Source organism: Massilia yuzhufengensis (assembly GCF_900112225.1).
GTDB classification, from domain to species: domain Bacteria; phylum Pseudomonadota; class Gammaproteobacteria; order Burkholderiales; family Burkholderiaceae_D; genus Telluria; species Telluria yuzhufengensis.
Window position 1 is genome coordinate 104,539 of record NZ_FOLD01000002.1, and the last position, 20,164, is coordinate 124,702.

General features: G+C 66.5%; 18 protein-coding genes and 2 tRNA genes. 7 read left to right on the forward strand and 13 right to left on the reverse strand.

The window, feature by feature from the left end; all coding sequences use genetic code 11:
* Positions 1 to 3: 3 nt before the first annotated feature.
* The 6 genes from BM031_RS02370 to BM031_RS02395 are packed head-to-tail and all read left to right on the forward strand — an operon-like array spanning position 4 to position 5,639.
* A complete protein-coding gene (locus BM031_RS02370) occupies positions 4 to 783 on the forward strand; it encodes a polysaccharide deacetylase family protein (RefSeq protein ID WP_229408430.1) in 780 nt (259 codons plus the stop codon).
* The gene (locus BM031_RS02375) at positions 780 to 2,027 is read left to right on the forward strand and encodes a glycosyltransferase family 4 protein (protein WP_091871209.1); all 1,248 of its coding nucleotides are present in this window, start codon (positions 780 to 782) and stop codon (positions 2,025 to 2,027) included. Before BM031_RS02370 ends, BM031_RS02375 begins: the two co-directional genes overlap by 4 nt.
* Positions 2,020 to 3,225, forward strand: a complete 1,206-nt coding sequence (locus tag BM031_RS02380) for a DegT/DnrJ/EryC1/StrS family aminotransferase (protein ID WP_307185275.1) — start codon at positions 2,020 to 2,022, stop codon at positions 3,223 to 3,225. Before BM031_RS02375 ends, BM031_RS02380 begins: the two co-directional genes overlap by 8 nt.
* Positions 3,222 to 3,812, forward strand: a complete 591-nt coding sequence (locus BM031_RS02385; RefSeq protein ID WP_091870608.1) for a sugar transferase — start codon at positions 3,222 to 3,224, stop codon at positions 3,810 to 3,812. Before BM031_RS02380 ends, BM031_RS02385 begins: the two co-directional genes overlap by 4 nt.
* A gap of 15 nt (positions 3,813 to 3,827) precedes the next feature.
* Entirely contained in the window at positions 3,828 to 4,421 is a 594-nt protein-coding gene (locus BM031_RS02390) for a hypothetical protein (protein WP_091870611.1), read from the forward strand.
* A 27-nt stretch (positions 4,422 to 4,448) separates the two neighbouring features.
* Complete coding sequence (locus BM031_RS02395) at positions 4,449 to 5,639, forward strand: acyltransferase family protein (protein ID WP_177207633.1); 1,191 nt, start codon at positions 4,449 to 4,451, stop codon at positions 5,637 to 5,639.
* Positions 5,640 to 6,230: 591 nt separating this feature from the next.
* Here the strand turns inward: BM031_RS02395 and BM031_RS02400 are convergent.
* The 11 genes from BM031_RS02400 to BM031_RS02450 all read right to left on the reverse strand — a co-directional run bounded on the left by BM031_RS02400 (position 6,231) and on the right by BM031_RS02450 (position 18,361).
* Positions 6,231 to 8,507, reverse strand: a complete 2,277-nt coding sequence (locus tag BM031_RS02400) for a polysaccharide biosynthesis tyrosine autokinase (RefSeq protein WP_091870616.1) — start codon at positions 8,505 to 8,507, stop codon at positions 6,231 to 6,233.
* Positions 8,508 to 8,560: 53 nt separating this feature from the next.
* Positions 8,561 to 9,688 carry a polysaccharide biosynthesis/export family protein gene (locus BM031_RS02405; protein ID WP_091870618.1) on the reverse strand — a complete coding sequence of 376 codons (1,128 nt, stop codon included), beginning with the start codon at positions 9,686 to 9,688 and terminating at the stop codon, positions 8,561 to 8,563.
* 106 nt (positions 9,689 to 9,794) lie between these two features.
* The gene (locus BM031_RS02410; RefSeq protein WP_091870621.1) at positions 9,795 to 11,411 is read right to left on the reverse strand and encodes an energy transducer TonB; all 1,617 of its coding nucleotides are present in this window, start codon (positions 11,409 to 11,411) and stop codon (positions 9,795 to 9,797) included.
* A 95-nt stretch (positions 11,412 to 11,506) separates the two neighbouring features.
* Positions 11,507 to 12,466: an MBL fold metallo-hydrolase gene (locus BM031_RS02415; protein WP_091870623.1), complete on the reverse strand. Its 960-nt coding sequence runs from the start codon at positions 12,464 to 12,466 to the stop codon at positions 11,507 to 11,509.
* Between the two features lie 105 nt (positions 12,467 to 12,571).
* A complete protein-coding gene (locus BM031_RS02420) occupies positions 12,572 to 12,919 on the reverse strand; it encodes a DUF5710 domain-containing protein (protein WP_091870627.1) in 348 nt (115 codons plus the stop codon).
* Between the two features lie 110 nt (positions 12,920 to 13,029).
* A tRNA-Arg gene (locus BM031_RS02425) sits at positions 13,030 to 13,103 on the reverse strand.
* A 72-nt stretch (positions 13,104 to 13,175) separates the two neighbouring features.
* Positions 13,176 to 13,252, reverse strand: a tRNA-Pro gene (locus BM031_RS02430).
* Positions 13,253 to 13,306: 54 nt separating this feature from the next.
* Positions 13,307 to 14,647: a phosphoglucosamine mutase gene (glmM, locus tag BM031_RS02435; RefSeq protein WP_091870630.1), complete on the reverse strand. Its 1,341-nt coding sequence runs from the start codon at positions 14,645 to 14,647 to the stop codon at positions 13,307 to 13,309.
* Positions 14,648 to 14,668: 21 nt separating this feature from the next.
* Positions 14,669 to 15,517, reverse strand: coding sequence for a dihydropteroate synthase (gene folP / locus BM031_RS02440; protein ID WP_091870632.1), 849 nt, complete (start codon positions 15,515 to 15,517; stop codon positions 14,669 to 14,671).
* An 83-nt stretch (positions 15,518 to 15,600) separates the two neighbouring features.
* On the reverse strand, positions 15,601 to 17,487 hold the full coding sequence (ftsH, locus tag BM031_RS02445) for an ATP-dependent zinc metalloprotease FtsH (protein ID WP_091871214.1): 1,887 nt from the start codon (positions 17,485 to 17,487) through the stop codon (positions 15,601 to 15,603).
* Positions 17,488 to 17,713: 226 nt separating this feature from the next.
* Positions 17,714 to 18,361, reverse strand: coding sequence for an RlmE family RNA methyltransferase (locus BM031_RS02450; protein ID WP_091870635.1), 648 nt, complete (start codon positions 18,359 to 18,361; stop codon positions 17,714 to 17,716).
* Positions 18,362 to 18,403: 42 nt separating this feature from the next.
* On the opposite strand from BM031_RS02450, the gene yhbY reads away from it, so the two are divergent.
* Positions 18,404 to 18,874, forward strand: coding sequence for a ribosome assembly RNA-binding protein YhbY (gene yhbY, locus BM031_RS02455; RefSeq protein ID WP_091870638.1), 471 nt, complete (start codon positions 18,404 to 18,406; stop codon positions 18,872 to 18,874).
* A 251-nt stretch (positions 18,875 to 19,125) separates the two neighbouring features.
* Here yhbY and BM031_RS02460 read toward each other — a convergent pair whose 3' ends face one another.
* Both BM031_RS02460 and greA read right to left on the reverse strand, forming a co-directional pair.
* Positions 19,126 to 19,608 (reverse strand): DUF4149 domain-containing protein, encoded by a 483-nt coding sequence (locus BM031_RS02460; protein WP_091870641.1) that lies wholly within the window; start codon positions 19,606 to 19,608, stop codon positions 19,126 to 19,128.
* A complete protein-coding gene (gene greA, locus BM031_RS02465) occupies positions 19,608 to 20,087 on the reverse strand; it encodes a transcription elongation factor GreA (protein WP_091870643.1) in 480 nt (159 codons plus the stop codon). The genes BM031_RS02460 and greA overlap by 1 nt, the downstream gene beginning before the upstream one ends.
* Positions 20,088 to 20,164: the final 77 nt, after the last annotated feature.

Below are 20,164 nucleotides of genomic sequence, written 5' to 3' on the forward strand. Positions count from 1 at the left end.
GCCATGCTCAACCGTGTGTATGCCGATTACCTGATGCCGAGCCGGCTCGGCGAATACGAGGCGCTGGTGCGCGACGTCGCCGCTGCCGGCTACACCCAGATGTCGGTGCGCGAGTTCTTCCGCGACATCCATGGCAATGACCGTCCCGCCGGCAACGCCTTCGTGCACCGCCACGACATCGACAGCGACCTGCGCACCGCGCGCAAGATGTTCGCCATCGAATCGCGCCATGGGGTGCGCGCCAGCTATTACTTCCGGCTGTCCACGCTCGATTTCGGCTTCATGCGCGACATCGAGGCGGCCGGCAGCGAAGCGAGCTACCACTATGAGGAGGTGGCCGATTTCGCCAAGCGCCACCGCCTGCGCAGCGCCGAGGCGGTGCGCCAGCGCTTCCCCGAGATCCGCGAACTGTTCGCGCGCAACGTCAGCCACATCGTCGAGCGCCTGGGCCTGCCCATCACCACCGTGGCCAGCCACGGCGACTTCGCCAACCGCCGCCTCAAGGTGATCAACCACGAACTCCTGCGCGACGAGGCGCTGCGCCGCCGCTGCGGCATCGAATGCGAATCCTACGACGCCGAGCTGCTGCGCTGCTTCGACATCTACATCAGCGACCGCAAGCACCCGGTCTATTACTACCCGCTGTCGCCGTTCGACGCCCTCGGCAAGCACACCAACATCTGCCTGCTGACCCATCCGGTGCAATGGGAAACCAACTGGTTTGAGAGCACGCGCCTCAATGTGCGCCGCGCGATCGAAGAAATGGCGTGGCGCTGGGCATGAACATCCTCTTGATCAACCACTATGCCGGCTCGGTCCACCACGGCATGGAATACCGGCCCTATTACCTCGCACGCGAGTGGGTCCGTCTTGGCCACCGGGTGCGCATCGTGGCCGCCAGCCACGCTCACGTGCGCGCCCGCGCGCCCGACATGGGGGGCCGCAGCCGGCGCGACGAGACCATCGACGGCATCGGCTACACCTGGTTCGCCACACCGTCCTACCGCGGCAATGGCGTACAGCGGGTGCGCAACATGGCGTCCTTCGTCGCGCGCCTGTGGCGCGAGGCGGGCACGCTGGTGCGCGAGGTGGGGCCTCAGGTGGTGATCGCGTCGAGCACCTATCCGCTCGATATCTGGCCGGCCCACCGCATCGCCCGCCTCGCCAACGCGCGCCTGCTGCACGAGGTGCACGACCTGTGGCCGCTGTCGCCGATGGAATTGGGCGGCTACTCGCGCCACCATCCCTTCATCCGGGTATTGCAGGCCGCCGAGGACTACGCCTGCCGGCATGCCGACACGGTGGTCTCGATCCTGCCCAAGGTGCGCGCCCACCTCGAGGCGCGCGGCATGGCGCCGCACAAGCTGCACGTGATCCCGAACGGCACCGACCCGGCCGAGTGGCTGGCCGCCGCCCCCGCCCTGCCCGAGGCCCTCGACGCCCTGCTGGCCGGCCTGCGCGCCCAGGGGCTGGCGGTGGTGGGCTACGCCGGCAGCCACGGGCTGGCCAATGCCCTCGACACCCTGCTCGACGCCGCCAGCCTCATGAACGACCGGCAGCTGGCCTTCGTGCTGGTCGGCGATGGCCCCGAAAAACCCCGCCTCGAGCGCCGTGCGCGCGCGCTCGGCCTGAAGCACCTGTATTTTGCGCCGCCGATCCCCAAGAGCCAGATCCCGGCCCTCATGGCCGAGCTCGACATCGCCTACCTCGGCTGGCAGCGCCAGCCGCTGTACCGCTTCGGCATCGCGCCGAACAAACTGATCGACTACATGATGGGCGGCTGCCCGGTGCTGCACGCGGTAGAGGCCGGCAACGACCCGGTCGCCGAAGCCGCCTGCGGCATCACGGTGGCACCGGAAGATCCGGCCGCCGTCGCCCGCGGCCTGGCCGCCCTGCTCGCGCTGTCCAGGGCCGAGCGGCGCGTGCTGGGCGAACGCGGCCGCGCCTACGCGCTGGCGAACCTGACCTATCCCGTCCTCGGACAACGTTTCCTGACCACTTTCGCACACGAGGTTTCCCATGGCTGAACAGGCACCGGCGGCCGCCGACCCGATGGACGATATCGTCGTTCCTCCCCCATTCCTGCCCTTCGCGCTGCCCGACATCGGCGACGAGGAAATCCGCGCCGTCGAAGCCTGCCTGCGTTCCGGCTGGGTGACCACCGGCCCCGCCACCCGCCGCTTCGAACAGGAATTCCGCACCTACCTGGGCGAAGACGTCGAAGCGATCTCGGTCAACTCGGCCACCGCCGGCCTGCACCTGGCGCTGGAGAGCGTCGGCATCGGGCCGGGCGACGAGGTCATCGTCCCCACGCTCACCTTCACGGCAACGGCCGAAGTGGTGCGCTACCTGGGCGCACGCCCGGTGTTCGTGGACGTCGACCCTGTCACCCTCAACGTGGCCCCGTCCGCGGTCGAGGCCGCGGTCACGCCGCGCACCCGCGCCATCATCCCGGTGCATTACGCCGGGCTGGCCTGCGACATGGAGGCGATCCTGGCGCTGGCGTCGCGCCACGGGCTGCGCGTCATCGAGGACGCGGCCCACGCCTTCCCCACCCGGCTCGACGGCAAGCTGGTCGGCACTCTGGGCAGCGACATCACGGTGTTCAGCTTCTACGCGAACAAGACCATGACCACCGGCGAAGGCGGGATGGTGGTGACGCGCCACCCGGCGCTGGCGGCGCGCATCCGCGTGATGCGCCTGCACGGCATCAGCCAGGATGCGTTCGACCGCTACAACTCGCGGGTGCCGGCCTGGTACTACGAGGTCGTTGCGGCCGGTTTCAAGTACAACCTCACCGATATCGCCTCGGCGATCGGCATCGAACAGCTGCGCAAGATCGACCGCTTCCAGCAGCGCCGTACCTGGCTGGCCCAGCGCTACGACGAAGGCCTGGCCGGCCTGCCCCTGCTGCTGCCGGCGCATCCGGCCAATGAGGGCAGCACCCACGCCTGGCACCTGTACGTGGTGCGCCTGCAGGACGGCGCCGGCATCGAACGAGACGAGCTGATCCGCGCCCTGGCGGCGCGCGGCATCGGCACCAGCGTGCATTTCATCCCGCTGCACCGCCAACCCTACTGGCGCGACACCTGCGGCCTGAATCCGGGCGCCTTCCCGGTCGCCGAGGCGGCCTTCGAGGCGATGCTCACGCTGCCGCTGTACACCAGGATGAACGACACCGACCAGGACCGTGTCATCGCCGCGTTGCGCACCCTGCTGTCATGAGCAAGCGCGTCTTCGACCTGCTGGGCGCGCTGGCGGGGCTGGCCCTGCTGGCGCCGGTCCTGCTGGCCATCGCCCTGTGGATCAAGCTCGATTCGCGCGGTCCGGTGCTGTACCGCCAGCAGCGGGTCGGCCGCGGCGGCCGGCTGTTCACGATCTACAAGTTCCGCAGCATGTCGCTGCGGCCGGTCGACGGGCCGCAGCTGACCGTGGGCGCCGATCCGCGCGTGACCCGCGCCGGCCGCTTCCTGCGCCACTACAAGCTCGACGAGCTGCCCCAGCTGTGGAACGTGCTGGAGGGCAGCATGAGCTTGGTCGGGCCGCGGCCGGAGGTGCCGCGCTACGTCGACTGCTATCCCCCTGACCAGCGCCGGGTGGTGCTGTCGGTGGCGCCCGGCATCACCGACTGGGCCGCGATCCGCTACAAGGACGAGAACGCGATCCTGGCCCGCGCGGCCGATCCCGAGCGGGCCTACGTTGAAGCCGTGCTGCCCGTCAAGCTCGACTATTACGTGCGCTATGTCAGGGAACGCAGCTTCTGGGGCGACCTGCGGATCCTGGCGCACACGCTGGCGGCGATCGTGCGCTGAGCGCGCGAACTGGCGATGCAGTTGCTGCACCTGGGCGACCTCGAGCTGACCCTGCCGCTGGCGATGGCGGCGGGCGCCTGGCTGCTGGCGGCGCGCGCCTGGCGCGCCGCCGCCGCCTGGACGCTCCTGTACACCGGGGCGCTGGCGCTGGTGGGCGGCAGCAAGGTCGCTTACCTGGCCTGGGGCGTCGATGTGCCGGTGCTCGACTTCAAGGCGCTCAGCGGCCACGCGACCGGGGTGACGGCGGTGTACCCGGTACTTGGCTACCTGCTGTGCCGGCAAGCGGGGCGCGGGCCCGCGTTTGCCGCCGCCGGCGCCGGCCTGGTGCTGGGGCTGGCCGTCACCGCCGGGCTGGTCCTGTATGACGAACACGCGGCGGCCGAAGCGGCGGCCGGATGGCTGCTCGGCGCCGGCGTCAGCGTGGGCACGCTGTACCAGGCCGAGCCACGCGGCGTCGCGCTCGGGCTGCCGGCTGCAGCCAGCGCCGTACTGGTGTATGTCGCATCAGCGGCGCTGATGCAATCGGCGCATGTCGGCTACTGGATGATCAAGCTGGCGCTGGCGCTGTCGGGCAATACCGAGCCATTTTCATGGGACACATGCGGCTAACGATTACTACCAATGGAGAACAACAGAATGGTTTCCTTCCCCTCGATACATTGGCAGGCACGGGCGCCGCTAGGCGACAATGCGGTGCAATCCCTGCTGATCTCCGCGCTGCGCGGCCTGGCGGCCCTGCAGGTCGCGGCCTCGCACCTGCGCGCCGAAATCTATCCCGGCCTGCGCACGCTGGAGGAGCCCACCCTGGCCTACCTGGGCCTGGCCTTCGTCACCGGCTTCGCCCACCAGGCGGTGGTGGTGTTCTTCCTGATCAGCGGCTGGCTGGTGGGCGGCAGCCTGATGAACCGCTTCGGCAAGCCGCAGGCGCTGGCGCACTATGCGATCGACCGCTTCACCCGGCTCTGGACCGTCCTGCTGCCGACCCTGCTGCTCACCCTGGGCATCGGCCTGCTCATCGGCGCCGCCGCACCGGGCCCGGTCAACTTCGACCCGGCCAACGAATACTCGGCGGCGTCCTTCGCCGGCAACCTGTTCGGCCTGCAGACCCAAACGGTGCCTGATTTCGGCGGCAATTATCCGCTGTGGAGCCTGGCGCATGAAACCTGGTACTACATCCAGTTTCCCCTGCTGCTGCTGGTGATCGCTGGCGGCGGCGTGCTGCGCCGCGCCGCCGCGGCCGCGGCCCTGGTCCTGCTGCTGGCGACGATGCGCGACATGATTTCGCTGTACTTCGCGATCTGGCTGCTGGGCGCCGCGTTCTCGCGCATCCGCATCGACTGCGGCAACGTGGTCCGTGGGGTGCTGTTGTTGCTGACCCTGGCCCTGTTCGTGTATTACCGGCTGCGCGGCAACAATGACGACCTGGTGCCGGGCTCCTTCGTCCAGGACATCATCTGCAGCATCCCATTCCTGCTACTGCTGGCCTCGCTCCAACAACAGGTCGACGCCAGGGCGCCGGCCTACGTCCGGGCCAACCGCGTGGCGGTCTTCTTCTCGGAGTTCTCATTCTCGCTCTACGTGCTGCATATTCCGGTTATCGAGCTGATGCGCTACCTGGGACGCCAGTTCCTCGGCCGCGACCGCCTCGACCCGGCCATTGCGACGGATTACCTGTGGTACTTCTTCGTCGTCGGCGCGATCGTGGCGATTTCGTATGTGTTCTACCTGCTGTTCGAGCGCCATACCATCCGTATCCGCAACGCCATGAAGCACTGGCTCCTCAGCCCGCGCGCCAAGCCGGTCCACGCGGTGTTGTCGCCGGACTGAGCGGCCTTCGATCCGGGCCCCCGGACGGAACGGGCCGGCCGCTGCCTCGACAGGCGGCGGCCCGTTCGCTGCATTCCGGACGCCCTGCCATGTCACGCCTGGCCGTCTGCGCGGTCACTGGCGACCCCAAACAGTTCCCGACATCCCGAACGGGTGAATTGCCAGGCCAGCGCCTGATGGCGCGCGCCGGCGAGCGCGTGGCGGGTGCGGCTGGAAGGCGCTTCCCTGCTTCGACACGGCGGCGGTGGCGATGCACGGAGCGGTGATGAGCGAACGCCGGGCTGGCGCGCAGGCTGCGGCGCTTGCCTCGGCTGCGGAGACTGCGGAGGTTATAACGGCTGGAACGTTCGAAATGGCTGGAGCGGCTGTCGCGGATTGCGCGGCTTGAGTGGCTTGAGCGGCAAGCCAGCGTGGGGCCAGGGACACCCGCGGCAATGGCGCGGCATTCGTCCGTTGCGTCAATCGGGTCTGCTACGTGTAAGCGAAAAAAAGGCAGGCCCCGAAAAACGCAGGGGTTCCCGGCCTGCCAGTGGATCAGGGGCGGACGCGCCGCGGGCATCTGCGCGCACCTGCCGCGCGCATCGGCTGGCTTCAAGCCACGTAGGCCAGCTGCGGCCCGCCGCCGTACTGCGACCGGTAATCCCCCAGCCGCAGCGCCATATCATTGAACAGCACACCGCGGGGCGAGATGCCGGCATGGTTCAGGCGCTTGATCGACTCGTTGATCTGCCCTTCCGTCGTGATGGCGTAGCGCGTGACCAGGAACACCGCGCCGGCATGGGCGCCGATGATCAGCGCGTCGGCCACCGCCAGCACGGGCGGCGGATCGATCAGCACCAGGTCGTAGTGCGGGCTGACCGTCTCGAGCAGGGTGCCGAAATTGAGGTGCAGGAGGAATTCGGCCCGGTTGGTCGGCAGTTCGCCGGTCGCGATGAAATCGAGGCGCTCCAGCACCTCGCGGTGGATGACTTCGTCGACCGACGCGCCGCCGGCGATCGCCCGCGACAGGCCGTTGCCGCGTTCCACGCCGAAGTAGCGGTGCAGGTGGCCGTTGCGCATGTCGGCGTCGATCAGCAGCACGCGCTTGCCGCTGGCGGCCATGACGGCCGCGAAATTCGCGGCAATGAAGGACTTGCCCAGGTCGCGCGTCGGCCCAGCCATCATGACGACGTTGTTCTTGAAGTGCGGCATCGAGAACTGGAGCGCCGCGCGGAAGCTGCGCAGGCTCTCGACGGCCGGGTCTTCCGGCAGGATCTGCGCCAGCAGGGGCAGCACGCCGTCCGGCTTGGACTTGCGCATCAGCTTGTCCTGGTTGCTGCTGTGCGGGATCGAGGCATACACCACCCGCGCGCGCAGCATCCGCTCGATTTTCTGCGGGTCGTCGATCCCGCCGCGCATCGCCTTGCGGGTGAAGGCGATGAGGGTACCGAGGAACAGCCCGGTGACCACCGCCATTGCGACGATCAGCGGCCGGTTCGGCTTGATCGGGCGCTCCGGAGCGATGGGGGCGTCGACCAGGCGCACATTGCTCACCCGCCCGACCGAGATCAGGCGCAGCTGCTGCGCGGTATTCGACAGCGCCGTGTACAGGTCGGTATTGACCTTGATGTCGCGCGTCAGGCGCGCTTCGTCCTGCTCCATGACGGGCAGCGTGCGGATGCGGCTGGCGATGGCGTCGATCTCGGTATCGACTTCCTTGCGCTGGCGGTTGATCGCCGCGACGATCGGGTGGTCTTCGGTAAAGCGCGCCAGCAGCTCGGTTTTCTTCTGCATGAGCTCCATGCGCCGGGTGCGCGCCGCCGCCGCCTGCGTCAGGCTCATGCGGGCCTCTTCGCGCAGGTCGACCGTGCCGTGGGCGTTGCGGAACTGGTTGTAGCGGTCTTCGGACTGCTCCAGCTGGCGCTTGAGGATGGGAAGCTGCTGGTTCAGGAAGGCCAGCGATTTTTCTGCTTCCTCGGTCTTGCGGGCCAGGTTCTGGCGCATGTATTCGCGCCCGATCTCGCTCAGCAGGCTGTTGATGCGCGCCGAACTCTCACCCTGCAGCTTGACTTCGATCACGCCCGACTGCTTGCCCTGCTCGGTGATCACCATCGAACTCTGGATCGCCTGGATCGTGCCCAGGCGCGACTTGCGCTTGATGCGGAAGCGCGCGCCGGGGTTGGCGAACAGGCGGTCAACCTTGATTTCGAGCAGGCCATCGGGCAAGGGCACCCGGTAGCGCTGGCCCACCGTGCCGTCGAAGGCCAGGCGCTGGCCGCCGCCCGAGAAGCGGTAGCGGTTGCCGGCGCGCGCGGTGAGCACGAATTCGCGGTTGAGCCAGGACTCGGGCACTTCGAACACCGAGACATCGGCCTTTTCGCCGCCCCACACGTAGCCGCCGTAGCCGAACAGGCCCGGGTTGGACAGGTTGCCGGCGTTCTGGGTGGCGAACCAGAAGCCCGCCACCGGGAAGTATTTCGGCTGGACTTCGATGTACAGCTGCAGGTTGTCGACCGCGCGCGACACCACCATGCGCGAGCGCAGCAGCTCCATCTCGGCGATGGCGGCCTTCTTGGTTTCGAACAGCGACGAGGCTTCGCTCAGGATGTTCTTGGACGCGTTCGGGCTTTCTTCCTCGACGTGGATCATGAGGTTGGCTTCGTACACCGGCTTGGCCACGAGCGCGTACAGCACCGCCACCACGGTGATGAAGGCCGTAATGCTGCCGATGAGCCAGCGGCTGTCGTACAGGGTGTTGAAGTAGCCCTTCAGGTCGACGGTGGGCTCCTCGAGCAGGGGTTCGGGCGGGCGCGGGTCGAAGGGCACCGACAGCACGGGCGGGCTGTGCGAGACATGGGTCAGCTGGTGGACGTCGGCAGGATTGCTCATGGTGGCGGATCTCGCTCAGGTACGGGTGCTCGGGGTCGGGTGCTCGGTGGTGCTCAGGGACGGGTAGTGACGCCGACCGCCGAGGTCAGTGCGCCCGGGAACAGCAGGCTCAGGTGACGGTTCCAGTTGGCCAGCGGCGAGGCGGCGACGTACACGACGTCCTTCGGGCGCAATTCGAACGATTCGGCCATGGCCAGGGCGCCGCTGGCGCGCGCATCGAGCTGGAATACGCGGGTGCGCTCGGGCGTCTTGCGCACCACGTAGATCTGGCGCGCGTCGCCACTGAGCGGGCTTACGCCGCCGCTCTCGCCGAGCGCCTCGTTCAGGGTGAGGCGGCCGTTGTGCATGGTGAGCGCGCGCGGGGTGACGACCTCGCCGGACACGAACACCTTGCTCTCGTCGCGCGAATGGACCCGCACCACGTCGCCGTGCGCCAGCAGCATGCTGCCCGGGTTGACGCCCTTCTGCACCAGCTCGCGCAGGTTGATCTGGTAGCGCCGCGGGCCGCGTTCAATGACGATGCGGCTCTGATCGGCGCTGGGCAGCATGCCGCCGGCGCGGTTCAGCGCTTCCACCAGGGTCATGGGAATGTCGTTGATGGCCTGCAGGCCGGGCGCCTTGACCTCGCCGTCGATGTACACCCGCTTGCTGCGGTAGGACTGCACGCGCAGGGTGACGCTCGGCTGGGCGATGTAGCGCGCCAGTTTTTTGGTGAGCATGGTGCGGGCCTGCTCTTCGGTCTGTCCCTCGACGTGCTGCAAGCCGATGAGCGGGAACTGGATGCGGCCCAGGTGGTCGACCGCGAAGCCCGGCGGGATGACATTGGGGGCGATGGTGCCGGTGTCGGCGGCCGCGGTGGCGGTCGTCATGCCGCCGCCGGCCAGCTCGGGATGGTCCCACACGACGATCGACAGCACATCGCCCTGGCCGATCGTGTACGGCGAGGGGTTGGGGACAATAAGCGGCGTCAGGTCCTGGCGGGCCTGGTCGACATAGGCGCGGCGCTCGCTGTCGATCAGCTGCTCGGTGATTTTTTCGGTGGGCGGCGCATCGCCGCCGCCCTCCTTGTCGCCGCCGGCGAACTGGATGCCGGTGGTGCAGCCCCCCAAGGCCAGTACCAGTGCGATGGCGGGGGCCAGCGACCGGCAACCGGATAGTGCAGCTGAACAAATCGAAGCCATGATTGTTGCCTATCAAAAATAGACGCATTACTGGACAGTTAAGTCCAGCGTACGGCGTTCAACAGGCTTGGCTTTGTAGCGGATCAAACTGCGGGCTGGTGTGCGCCTACCGCATTTCCTCGAGTAATTTCAGGCCGTCGACGAAGCGCCAGACGCGGCGGATTTCGATGACGTCGAAGCGCGCGGCGACATTGGGGGGAAAGGCGGAATAGCGCGCATTGAGCTGGACGAAACGGCGCACGGCGTCGTCCATGTCGGGGCGCCCGCTGGAGCGCACGATGGTCACGTCGTCGATGCTGCCGTCGCTGCGCAGCGACAGGCTGATCAGCGGGTCGATGCGCACGTCCTGCAGCTTGAAACGCGATCCTCCGAGGACCGCATTTCGCTCTAGCTTCTGGCGCACGCTGTCGACGTACAGGCGCAGCGGCACATCGCCCTCGGCGCCGTCGGAGACCACCCGGCGCGATCCGGCGAACGGGTTGACGGGGCGCGCCGGCGGCGGGTGCACGCTCGGGATGCTCAGGCCGCGCAGCAGCTCGCGCGCGCGGCTCGCCATTGCGCTACCCGGTACGGCGCCGGGCGGCCGGTTGCCGTCACCGCTGCCGCTGCCCGGGCCGCCGGGCCCCGCGCTGCCGCTGCCTGGCAGGGGCTGCGCCTGCATGCGTTCGGCGGCGGCGCGCCGCCCGGCTTCCTCCGCCAGGCGGCGTGCGCCCTCTTCCGCGGCCTGGCGCTGCGCCAGCTCCTCGGCGCGTTGGCGCGCCTGCGCTTCCAGCTGCGCCTGCACGCGGCGCCGCTCGGCTTCCTCGGCCGCCAGGCGTTCGGCCGCGAGCTGGCGCCGTTGCAGCTCCTGGGCCTCCCGCGCCAATGCTTCTTCGCGCTCGCGCAATTGGGCAAGACGCTGCTGCTCCGCTTCCGTGCGGCGCCGGTCTTCAAGCTGTTGATTGGCCATGCGCGCCTGCTCGGCGGCCAGCTGCTCGTCACGCGCCTGTTCCTGGGCTCGCTGCTCGGCCTGCTGGCGCTCGGCAAGCTGCTGGTCCGCCAGGCGCTGTTCGGCCCGCTGCTGTTCGAGCAGGCGCTGCTCGTCGGCGCGCCGGGCCGCGAGGCGCTCCTGGTCCTCGCGCAATTGGCGTTCGGCCTCGCGCTGCTGCGCCTCCCGGGCAGCAATGCGCGCGGCCTCCCTGGCCTGCTCGTCCTCGCGCGCCGCCACGGCATCCGGCGCTCCTTCCACGTCGGGAAGCGCGACGCTGGGCAAGGAATCCGGTTCGACCTCCGGCAAGGGCGGCGCCACCGCGAAGGCGGCGTCCTGCTGGTCCATTGCGATGACCGGCGGGGCCACCGGGGCGCGGCGCTTTGGCGGCTTGCGGGGCGTCGCCGTGGCGGCCGGCCGCGGCTTGGGCGCCACCGCCTGGGCGACGGCGACGGGCTCCGGGCGCGGGTCTACCAGCTGCATGCCGGTGGCGGTTTTCGCTGCGGTCGAGGTGGCGGGGGGAGTAGGCGGAACGGGCGCGACGGCAGGCACCGGAAGTGGTTCGGGCGCCGGCAGCGGCGCGGGCGCCAGCGTGACCTGGATCGGCCCGCCCGGTCCGGCGCCGACACCGGGAATGCCGAACTGCAGCGACAGCAGCAAGCCATGCAGCAGGACCGATACCGCCAGGCCGGTGACGAGACGCCGGTCGCGCTGGGCCAGGGTATCGTTCAGACTGCGTACGCGCGCGTAGGGCATGCCGGGGCTGGGAAGCGATTATTGTCAGGCAGGCATCATAGCGTTTACTCAGCAGGATGACGAGGGCGCGCGTTTGAAGCAGGTCGACCGGGTAGTTAGCGCTGTGCCGGGCTGAACGAATAGGTTTCGCCGTGCGCCAGGTAGACCACTTCCTTTTCCAGCCCCGCCGCCTTGACTTCGCGTGCGAACTCCTCCAGCGGTGACGTGAACACGTCGTAATCGTCGACATGGATTGGCACCGCAATTTTCGGCCGGACCACCTGCATCATGCGCACGCCGTCCTTGCCGTCCATCGTCAGCTTGACGCCGCCGGGGATGCGCAAACCGCCCAAGTGCAGCAGCGCCAGGTCGATGTTCGGGAAGCGCTGCGGGATCGCGCCGGTATCGTCGTAGACCAGCGTATCGCCGCTGATGTAGATGCGGTAATCGGGCAGCGCCGCATTCGCGCCGAAATCCAGCACCGCGCCCATGGTCTTGGGCAGCAGCACCGCGACCCCCGCGGGCCCGTGGCGAGCAGGCGTGGCCGTGATGCGCAGGCGAGCCTCGCCCTTGCTCACGTCGACCCGGTCCCAGGTGCTCAGGCCATAGGTGTGCGTGAATCCCATGCGCTTGAGCCGCTCGCTCGCTTCCTTCGGGCTGATGATGGGTGTCGCGGGCTTGAGCCGTTCCTGCACCAGCTTGTCGAAATGGTCGTCATGGAAGTGCGAGAGTACGACCAGGTCGATCGGCGGCAGCTTGTCAAAGCTGATGGCCGGGCTGGTCTTGCGCTCGGCGGTGATACCGTAGCCCAGTTGCGCCTGACCGCCCTTGGGCAGGAAGTTCGGGTCGGTCAGGATGGTAAATCCCTGGAACCGGATGATGACCGTGGCCGTGCCAATGAACTGCGCCGTCCCCGTCGATGTGTCCGCCGCGGGCGCGCTGCCTGCCGGTAGTTGCAACGTGAATATCTCACCCTGTACCGGGGTGGCTGGTGCATCGGCCGCCCGGACCAAGCCAGCTGCGCCGCACAGCGAGGCGAGCAGGACGCAGAACTGGAAAAGTCGTACGGCGGGCATTGGCGAACTCCGGCGCTGCGCGTCCCGGGGCGGTGCGCACTGCCGAAACGTTAACACGGCAGCGCCGGGAATGTCGTTCGCTTGCCGCTGCGACCGTGCGCCCGGTTAGAGCGCGGCGACCAGGCCGGCCACCTGCTTGCGCGCCTTTTCCCATGCAGTGCCGGCCAGGGCCGTCGAACACTGCGCGCAGGGTTCGAACGGGTTGCAGGCATGGTCCAGCGCAACATAGTTGGTGCCGACGACGGTCTTGCCCTGGTAGCTGTCGACGCGTCCGCCCGACGGCGCGCCGCCGCCCGAGCCAGTGACGGCTTCGGCGCCTTGCGCTGCCCACTTGGCGAAGGCGGCCGTGGCCACGCCGTCCGGGACATACCAGCGGCGTTTTGTGGGATTCCAGCGGGCGCCGAGCGCCTTCGCTTCATCTTTCTCGGCGTAGGGAACAGTGAGGAAAAGCATGCGGTCCGAAAATATAAGGGCAGCCACGGCGGGTGCCGGGCCTGGGACCGTGATCTTACTGCACCGGGGCGCAATCGCGAAGAATCAACGAATGGGACGGTGTTTTTGGGCCTGCCCAGCTGGGTTCGAACCAGCGACCCTCAGCTTAGAAGGCTGATGCTCTATCCAACTGAGCTATGGGCAGTAAGATGGCGCGCACGATTGGCACGCCGGAAATGAAACGGGCTGTCAAAAGACAGCCCGTAGGGGAAAGCTTTGGTCGGAGTACAAGGATTCGAACCTTGGACCCCCTGGTCCCAAACCAGGTGCGCTACCGGGCTGCGCTACACTCCGAAGTAAGATCCATGATACTCCTTCGGAGCGCCTACGTCAAATCAACATCGGTTTTCAGGCAGCAAGTTTGTCGGCGATGCGGCGCGCCATGCTGTCGGCCGTGACCGCCTCCTTCGCTTCGACCATCACGCGGATCAGCGGCTCGGTGCCGGACGCCCGGATCAGCACACGGCCGGTGTCGCCCAGTTCGCGCTCCACGGCTTCCTTCTCGGCCACGACGGCGGCGTTGCTGGTCCAGTCGAAACCAGGCGTGACCTTCTTGTTGATCAGGGTCTGCGGATACAGCGTCAGTTCACTGCAGCATTCGGCCAGCGACTTGTTGCTGCGTTTCAGTGCCGACAGCACTTGCAGCGCCGAGACAATGCCGTCGCCCGTGGTGTGCTTGTCCAGCGCCAGCAGGTGGCCCGAGCTTTCGCCGCCGAACAGCCAGCCCTTCTCCTGCATCACTTCCAGCACGTAGCGGTCACCCACCTTGGCGCGCGCGAAGCCGATGCCCATTTGTTTAAAGGCCACTTCAAGCGCCATATTGGTCATCAGGGTACCGACGGCCCCTAGCACCGGACCGGTCGACATGCGGTCGCGCACCATCAGGTACAGCAGCTCGTCGCCGTTGTACACGCGGCCGGTGGCGTCGACCATGATCAGGCGGTCGGCGTCGCCGTCCAGCGCGATGCCGAGGTCGGCCTTGTGGGCGACGACGGCTTCCGACAGCGCCTTCGGTGCCGTCGCGCCGACGCCGGCGTTGATGTTGAAGCCGTCCGGCTGGGCGCCGATCGAGATCACTTCGGCGCCAAGTTCGTGGAACACGTGCGGAGCGATGTTGTAGGCGGCGCCGTTGGCGCTGTCGACGACGATCTTCAGGCCGCGCAGGTCGAGCTCGTTCGGGAAGGTGCTCTTGCAGAATTCGATGTAGCGGCCCTGGGCGTCGCGCAGGCGGGTCGCGCGGCCGAGCTTGTCGGACGGCACGCAGCCCATAGGCTGCTCGATGCCGGCTTCGATCTCGAGTTCGACCGCGTCCGGCAGCTTGGTGCCGTGTTCCGAGAAGAACTTGATGCCGTTATCCTGGAACGGGTTGTGCGAGGCCGAGAGGACGACGCCGGCCTGCAGGCGCAGCGCGCGGGTCAGGTAGGCGATCGCCGGAGTCGGCATCGGGCCGGCCAGCATCACGTCCACGCCGGCGGCCGAGAAGCCGGCTTCCAGTGCGGCTTCCAGCATATAGCCCGAAATGCGGGTGTCCTTGCCGATCAGGACGACCGGACGGCCGCTGGTCGATTTGCTGCCCTTGGCCAGCACCATGCCGGCCGCGTAGCCGAGGCGCATGACGAAGTCCGGCGTGATCGGCGCCGTGCCGACCAGACCGCGAATACCATCCGTACCGAAATATTTACGTGCCATTCTTCTCTTTCTTTTCCGTGATTATCCGTTATTAGCCGCGTGCCATACCTTGAGGGCATCGACGGTATCTGCTACATCATGCACACGCACGATTCTAGCGCCATGCGTTACCGCAGCCAATGCCCCAGCGACACTGCCTGCGATACGTTGTTCTACCGGCCGCCCAGTCACGGCGCCGATCATCGACTTGCGCGACAGGCCGGCCAGCAAGGGCAAGCCGACTTCGTCGCGGATGCGTGCCAGGCCACGCAGCAGCGCGTAGTTGTGCTCGACCGTCTTTCCGAAACCAAAGCCCGGATCGATACAGATGCGCTCGCGCGCGATGCCGGCGGCCGCCATGGCCGACACTCGCGCATTAAGGAAGGCGATCACCTCCCCCACCACGTCGGCGTAGGCCGGCGCATCCTGCATGTCCTGCGGCGTGGCCTGCATGTGCATCACGCACAGGCCACAGTCGCTGTCGCGCACCGCCTCGATCGCGCCCGGCGCGCGGAAGCCGTTGATGTCGTTGATCATGTCGGCGCCGGCGATGATCGATTCCGCCATCACTTCCGGCTTGGTGGTATCGACCGACAGCGCCACGTCCAGCGTTCGCAGCGCGTACAGCGTGGGCATCACGCGCGCCAGCTCTTCCGCCAGCGGCACGCTGGGCGAGCCGGGCCGCGTCGATTCGCCGCCGATGTCAACCATGGTGGCGCCGTCACGGATCATCTCTTCGGCATGCGAGAGCGCGAACTCGAGGCCCTGGTAGCGGCCACCGTCGGAAAACGAATCGGGTGTGACGTTGAGGATGCCCATCACGACCGGATGGGTGGAGGCCGCGCCTTCCAGCGCGAAGCTGAATTGGCCGCATTGCAAATACTTTGGCATAGAAAATGGAGAAGCGTTAACGAGCAAAAGGCATCCGGTGGGATGCCTTTTGCGTGGGACCAATCAAGCGGTCAAGCGTGCGATCAGGCCGGTGCCGTGGCGTTCGGCGCCACGCCGCCCGAGCCGCCGTCGCCTGGCGGCGTGCGCTTGGTCAGGATGCTGGTCGGCGACTGGCGCGGCTCGCGGCCGGCCATGATGTCGTTGATTTGCTCGGCATCGATGGTTTCCCAGTCGAGCAGCGCCTTGGTCATGGCTTCGACCTTGTCGCGGTTTTCCTCGAGCAGGCGGCGCGACAGCGCGTACTGGGTGTCGAGGATGGCGCGGATCTCCGCATCCACCTTTTGCTGGGTGGCTTCCGAGATGGTCTTGGTGGCGCCGCCGAAGAAGCCTTCGTTCTCGCTGTCTTCGTAGACCATCACGCCCATGCTCTCGGACATGCCGAAGCGGGTGACCATCGAGCGCGCCAGTTTGGTGGCACGGGCGAAGTCGTTCGAGGCGCCGGTGGACATCTGGCCGACAAAAATCTCTTCGGCGATACGGCCACCGAACAGGATCGAGATTTCCTCGAGCATCTTGTCCTTGTAGCCGGACAGGTTGTCATGCTCGGGCAGCTGCCAGGTCAGGCCGAGGGCGTAGCCGCGCGGCATGATCGTGACCTTGTGCACCGGGTCGGCTTTCGGCAGCAGCTTGGCCACCACTGCGTGGCCCGACTCGTGGTACGCCGTGTTGCGGCGCTCTTCCTCGCGGATGATCATCGACTTGCGCTCAGGACCCATGTAGATCTTGTCCTTGGCGTCTTCGAAGTCGATCATCTCGACCAGGCGCTTGCTGCGGCGCGCGGCGAACAGCGCAGCCTCGTTGACCAGGTTGGCCAGGTCGGCGCCCGAGAAGCCCGGGGTGCCGCGCGCCAGGATGTCGGCCTTCACGTCGGTGCCGATTGGCACTTTGCGCATGTGCACGTTGAGGATCTGCTCGCGGCCGCGGATGTCCGGCAGGCCCACCATCACCTGGCGGTCGAAACGGCCCGGGCGCAGCAGCGCTTTATCCAGCACGTCGGCGCGGTTGGTGGCGGCGATGACGATCACGCCGGACGAGGCTTCGAAGCCGTCCATTTCCACCAGCAGCTGGTTCAGCGTCTGTTCGCGTTCGTCGTTACCGCCGCCCATGCCGGCGCCGCGATGGCGGCCGACAGCGTCGATCTCGTCGATGAAGATAATGCACGGCGAGTGCTTCTTGGCGTTCTCGAACATGTCGCGGACACGGCTTGCACCGACGCCGACGAACATTTCGACGAAGTCGGAACCCGAGATCGAGAAGAACGGCACCTTGGCTTCGCCCGCGATGGCGCGCGCCAGCAGGGTTTTACCGGTACCCGGAGGACCGACCATCAGCACGCCGCGCGGGATGCGCCCGCCCAGCTTCTGGAACTTGGTCGGGTCTTTCAGGAAGTCGACGATCTCGGAGACTTCTTCCTTCGCTTCGTCGCAGCCGGCGACGTCGGCGAAGGTGACAGTGTTGTTGGTTTCATCGAGCATGCGCGCCTTCGACTTGCCGAAGGAGAAAGCGCCGCCCTTGCCGCCGCCCTGCATCTGGCGCATGAAGAACACCCACACGCCGATGAGCAGCAGCATCGGGAACCACGAAATGAAGACCTGTTGCAGGAACGATGGTTCCTCAGGCGGCTTGACGTCGAAGCGCACGCCGTTCTCGCGCAGGTCGCCGATGAGGCCGCGATCGAGGATGGTGGCGGTGGCGCGCACCTTGGTGTCGTCGGAACGGGTCGCGGTGATATTGGAACCTTCGATCACGACGTCCTTGATGCGGCGGGCCTTCACATCGTCGAGCAGCTCGGAATAAGCGATGGTCTTGCTGCCGCCGGCGACGCTGTGGTTGTCGAACTGCTTGAACAGCATGAACAACAGCAGCGCAACGACCACCCAGATGGCGGATTTGGAAAACATATTATTCACGAGCACTCCTCCGATGCAATTGCATCTCTACCGATTTCAGTATGACGATTTTAACCGTAATAAGCCGACGCTGCCACGCAACTAAGGCAATAGTGTCAAAAAGCCATTAATACATACCGGGCCAGCCGCGCAAGCCCACGCGCAACCAGCCTTACGCGGCTGATGTGCGGTTGCCGCGCCAAATATCAAGGGCAAAAAGCGTTTGACAGGCCATTTCGACGTCGATTTACGCTGTCGGATTCTTCAGACCACGCCCAAGCAGGAAAATTTCCGACGATTTGTCGCGACTCGCCTTGGGTTTGACCTGCTTGACGGTCGTGAATTCGCGCTTGAATTTTTCCAGTATCTGGGTAAATCCCATATCTTTAAAGCACTTCACGACCAAAGCACCGCCCGGTTTCATGTGACTTTGCGAAAACTCAAGCGCCAGGTCGATCAAGTGTTCCATTCGCGCCGCATCGGCGGTCGGAATCCCCGACAGGTTGGGCGCCATGTCGGACAGGACCAGGTCGGCCTTGCGGCCCTGGAGCAGCGCGTTGAGCTGGACCAGCACCTCTTCCTCGCGGAAGTCTCCCTGGATGAACTCGACATCGGCAATCGGCTCCATGGGAAGCATGTCGAGCCCGATGATGGTGCCGTGGATGCCGCCGCCGTCCTTGCCGGCAAGCTTGCGCCGGGTGTACTGGGCCCAGCTGCCGGGAGTGCAGCCGAGGTCGACAATGACCTGCCCGGGCTTGATCAGTTTCTCGCTTTCGTCGATTTCCTTGAGTTTGAACGCAGCACGCGCGCGGAAGCCTTCCTTCTGGGCCAGTTTGACGTAGGGGTCGTTAATATGGTCGTGCAACCAGTTTTTGTTTAATTTGTTCTTGGCCATTCGCGTAGAATACTGCTTTTAAAGGTACATCCAAAAATTATTATGCTTAAACTCACTCCGGCCGAGCGCAGCGCACTGCGCGCCGAGGCCCATGGCCTCTCCCCTGTCGTCATGATCGGCGAATCCGGCCTGACCGAATCGGTCATGAAGGAAATCGCCGCCAGCCTCGACGCGCACGGCCTGATCAAGGTCCGCGTGTTCGGCGACGACCGCGAAGCCCGCGTGGGCATGTACGAACAGATCAGCGCCGAACTCGACGCCGCGCCGGTCCAGCACATCGGCAAGCTGCTGGTGCTGTACCGCCCGAAGAAGGAAGTGGCCAAGGAACGCAGCAGCAAGTCCGGCAAGGGCATGCGCGAAGTCACCATCGTCAAGGCCAGCGCCAGCGGCACCAAGAAGCCGAGCGTCACCAAGGTCATGATCAAGGGGAACGAGCGGGTCACCGCCGGCGGCAACATCAAGCGCGCAAAACCGCGCCAGACCAGCTCCAAGAAAACCTCACTGAACAAGTGAGATTCGGGCTGCGCAGGAAAAACCGGGGCGACCCGGTTTTTTTTCGTCCGGAGATTTGTGATCGCTCCTTTGTGACCACCAACCTCCGAACCGTCGTCCCGGCGAAGGCCGGGACCCAATTTTCCACGCAAACCACCCCCCCTCCCCTTGCACCGCGAACGCATGCGGTGAAAAGGAAACGCACTGGTTTTCAGGGAAAATTAGGCTCCGGCCTTCGCCGGAGCGACGGTGCTAGCGTGCAAATGACGCGGTCAGCGGCTCTTCAAGACCAAAAACGCCGCCAGCACGCTCTCGATTACATGAAACAGCTGCGACACCCCGTGCATCACGGCGAACTGCGTCCAGTACGGCGACGCCTTCACCCCAGCTGCCCCGGCCAGCTCGCGCAGCTGCGCCATGCCCGGCTGCAGGCCAACGAACATCACCAGCGCACACGCCAGCATCGCCAGCACCAGCAGGTTCAGGAAGCGCCGGCGGCCGGCATCGAGGTCTTGCGACACCCGCACCAGCACCAGCATCAAGCCCGCACAGGCAATCGACACCCACGCCAGCCGCGCCAGCAGCACGGCCACGACATCGCCCGCCAAGGTACTGGACACCGCCGCAAACACCGCGGGCGCCGCGATATAGCCCAGCGCCCACAATGCTCCCGCCCACAGCACCGCCACCAGCAGCCTTGCGGCCGCCAGGCGCGCGCCAGGACGGGAACCTGCGGCAGGCGCGGCGCCCGTCATCAGACGTAGCGCACTTCGAGGATTTCGTACTCGCGCGGACCCGACGGGGCCTGCACTTCGACCACGTCGCCGGCGTATTTGCCGATCAGGGCGCGGGCGATCGGCGAAGTCACCGATACCTTGTTCAGCTTCAGGTCGGCTTCATCGAGGCCGACGATCTGGTAGGTGACTTTCTGGCCGTTGTCCAGGTCTTCCAGGTCGACGGTCGAGGCGAAGACCACGCGGCCTTCGGCGTCGAGCGTGGCCGGGTCGATGATCTGGGCGGCGCTGAGCTTGCTTTCGAGTTCGGCGATGCGGCCTTCGACGAAGGCCTGGCGCTCCTTGGCGGCATCGTATTCGGCGTTTTCCGACAGGTCGCCATGCGAGCGCGCCTCGGCGATCGCGTCGATCACGCTACGGCGCTCCTTGGTCTTGAGCTGGTGCAGTTCTTCCTTGAGGAGTTCGGCGCCGTATTTGGTCAATGGGACGGTATTGTTCATCTCAGTATGGTCTGTTCGTTTGTCGAGGTACCAAGTGAAAACCACAGAGGCGCGCGCCCTAGGGCGCGCGAGCTCTG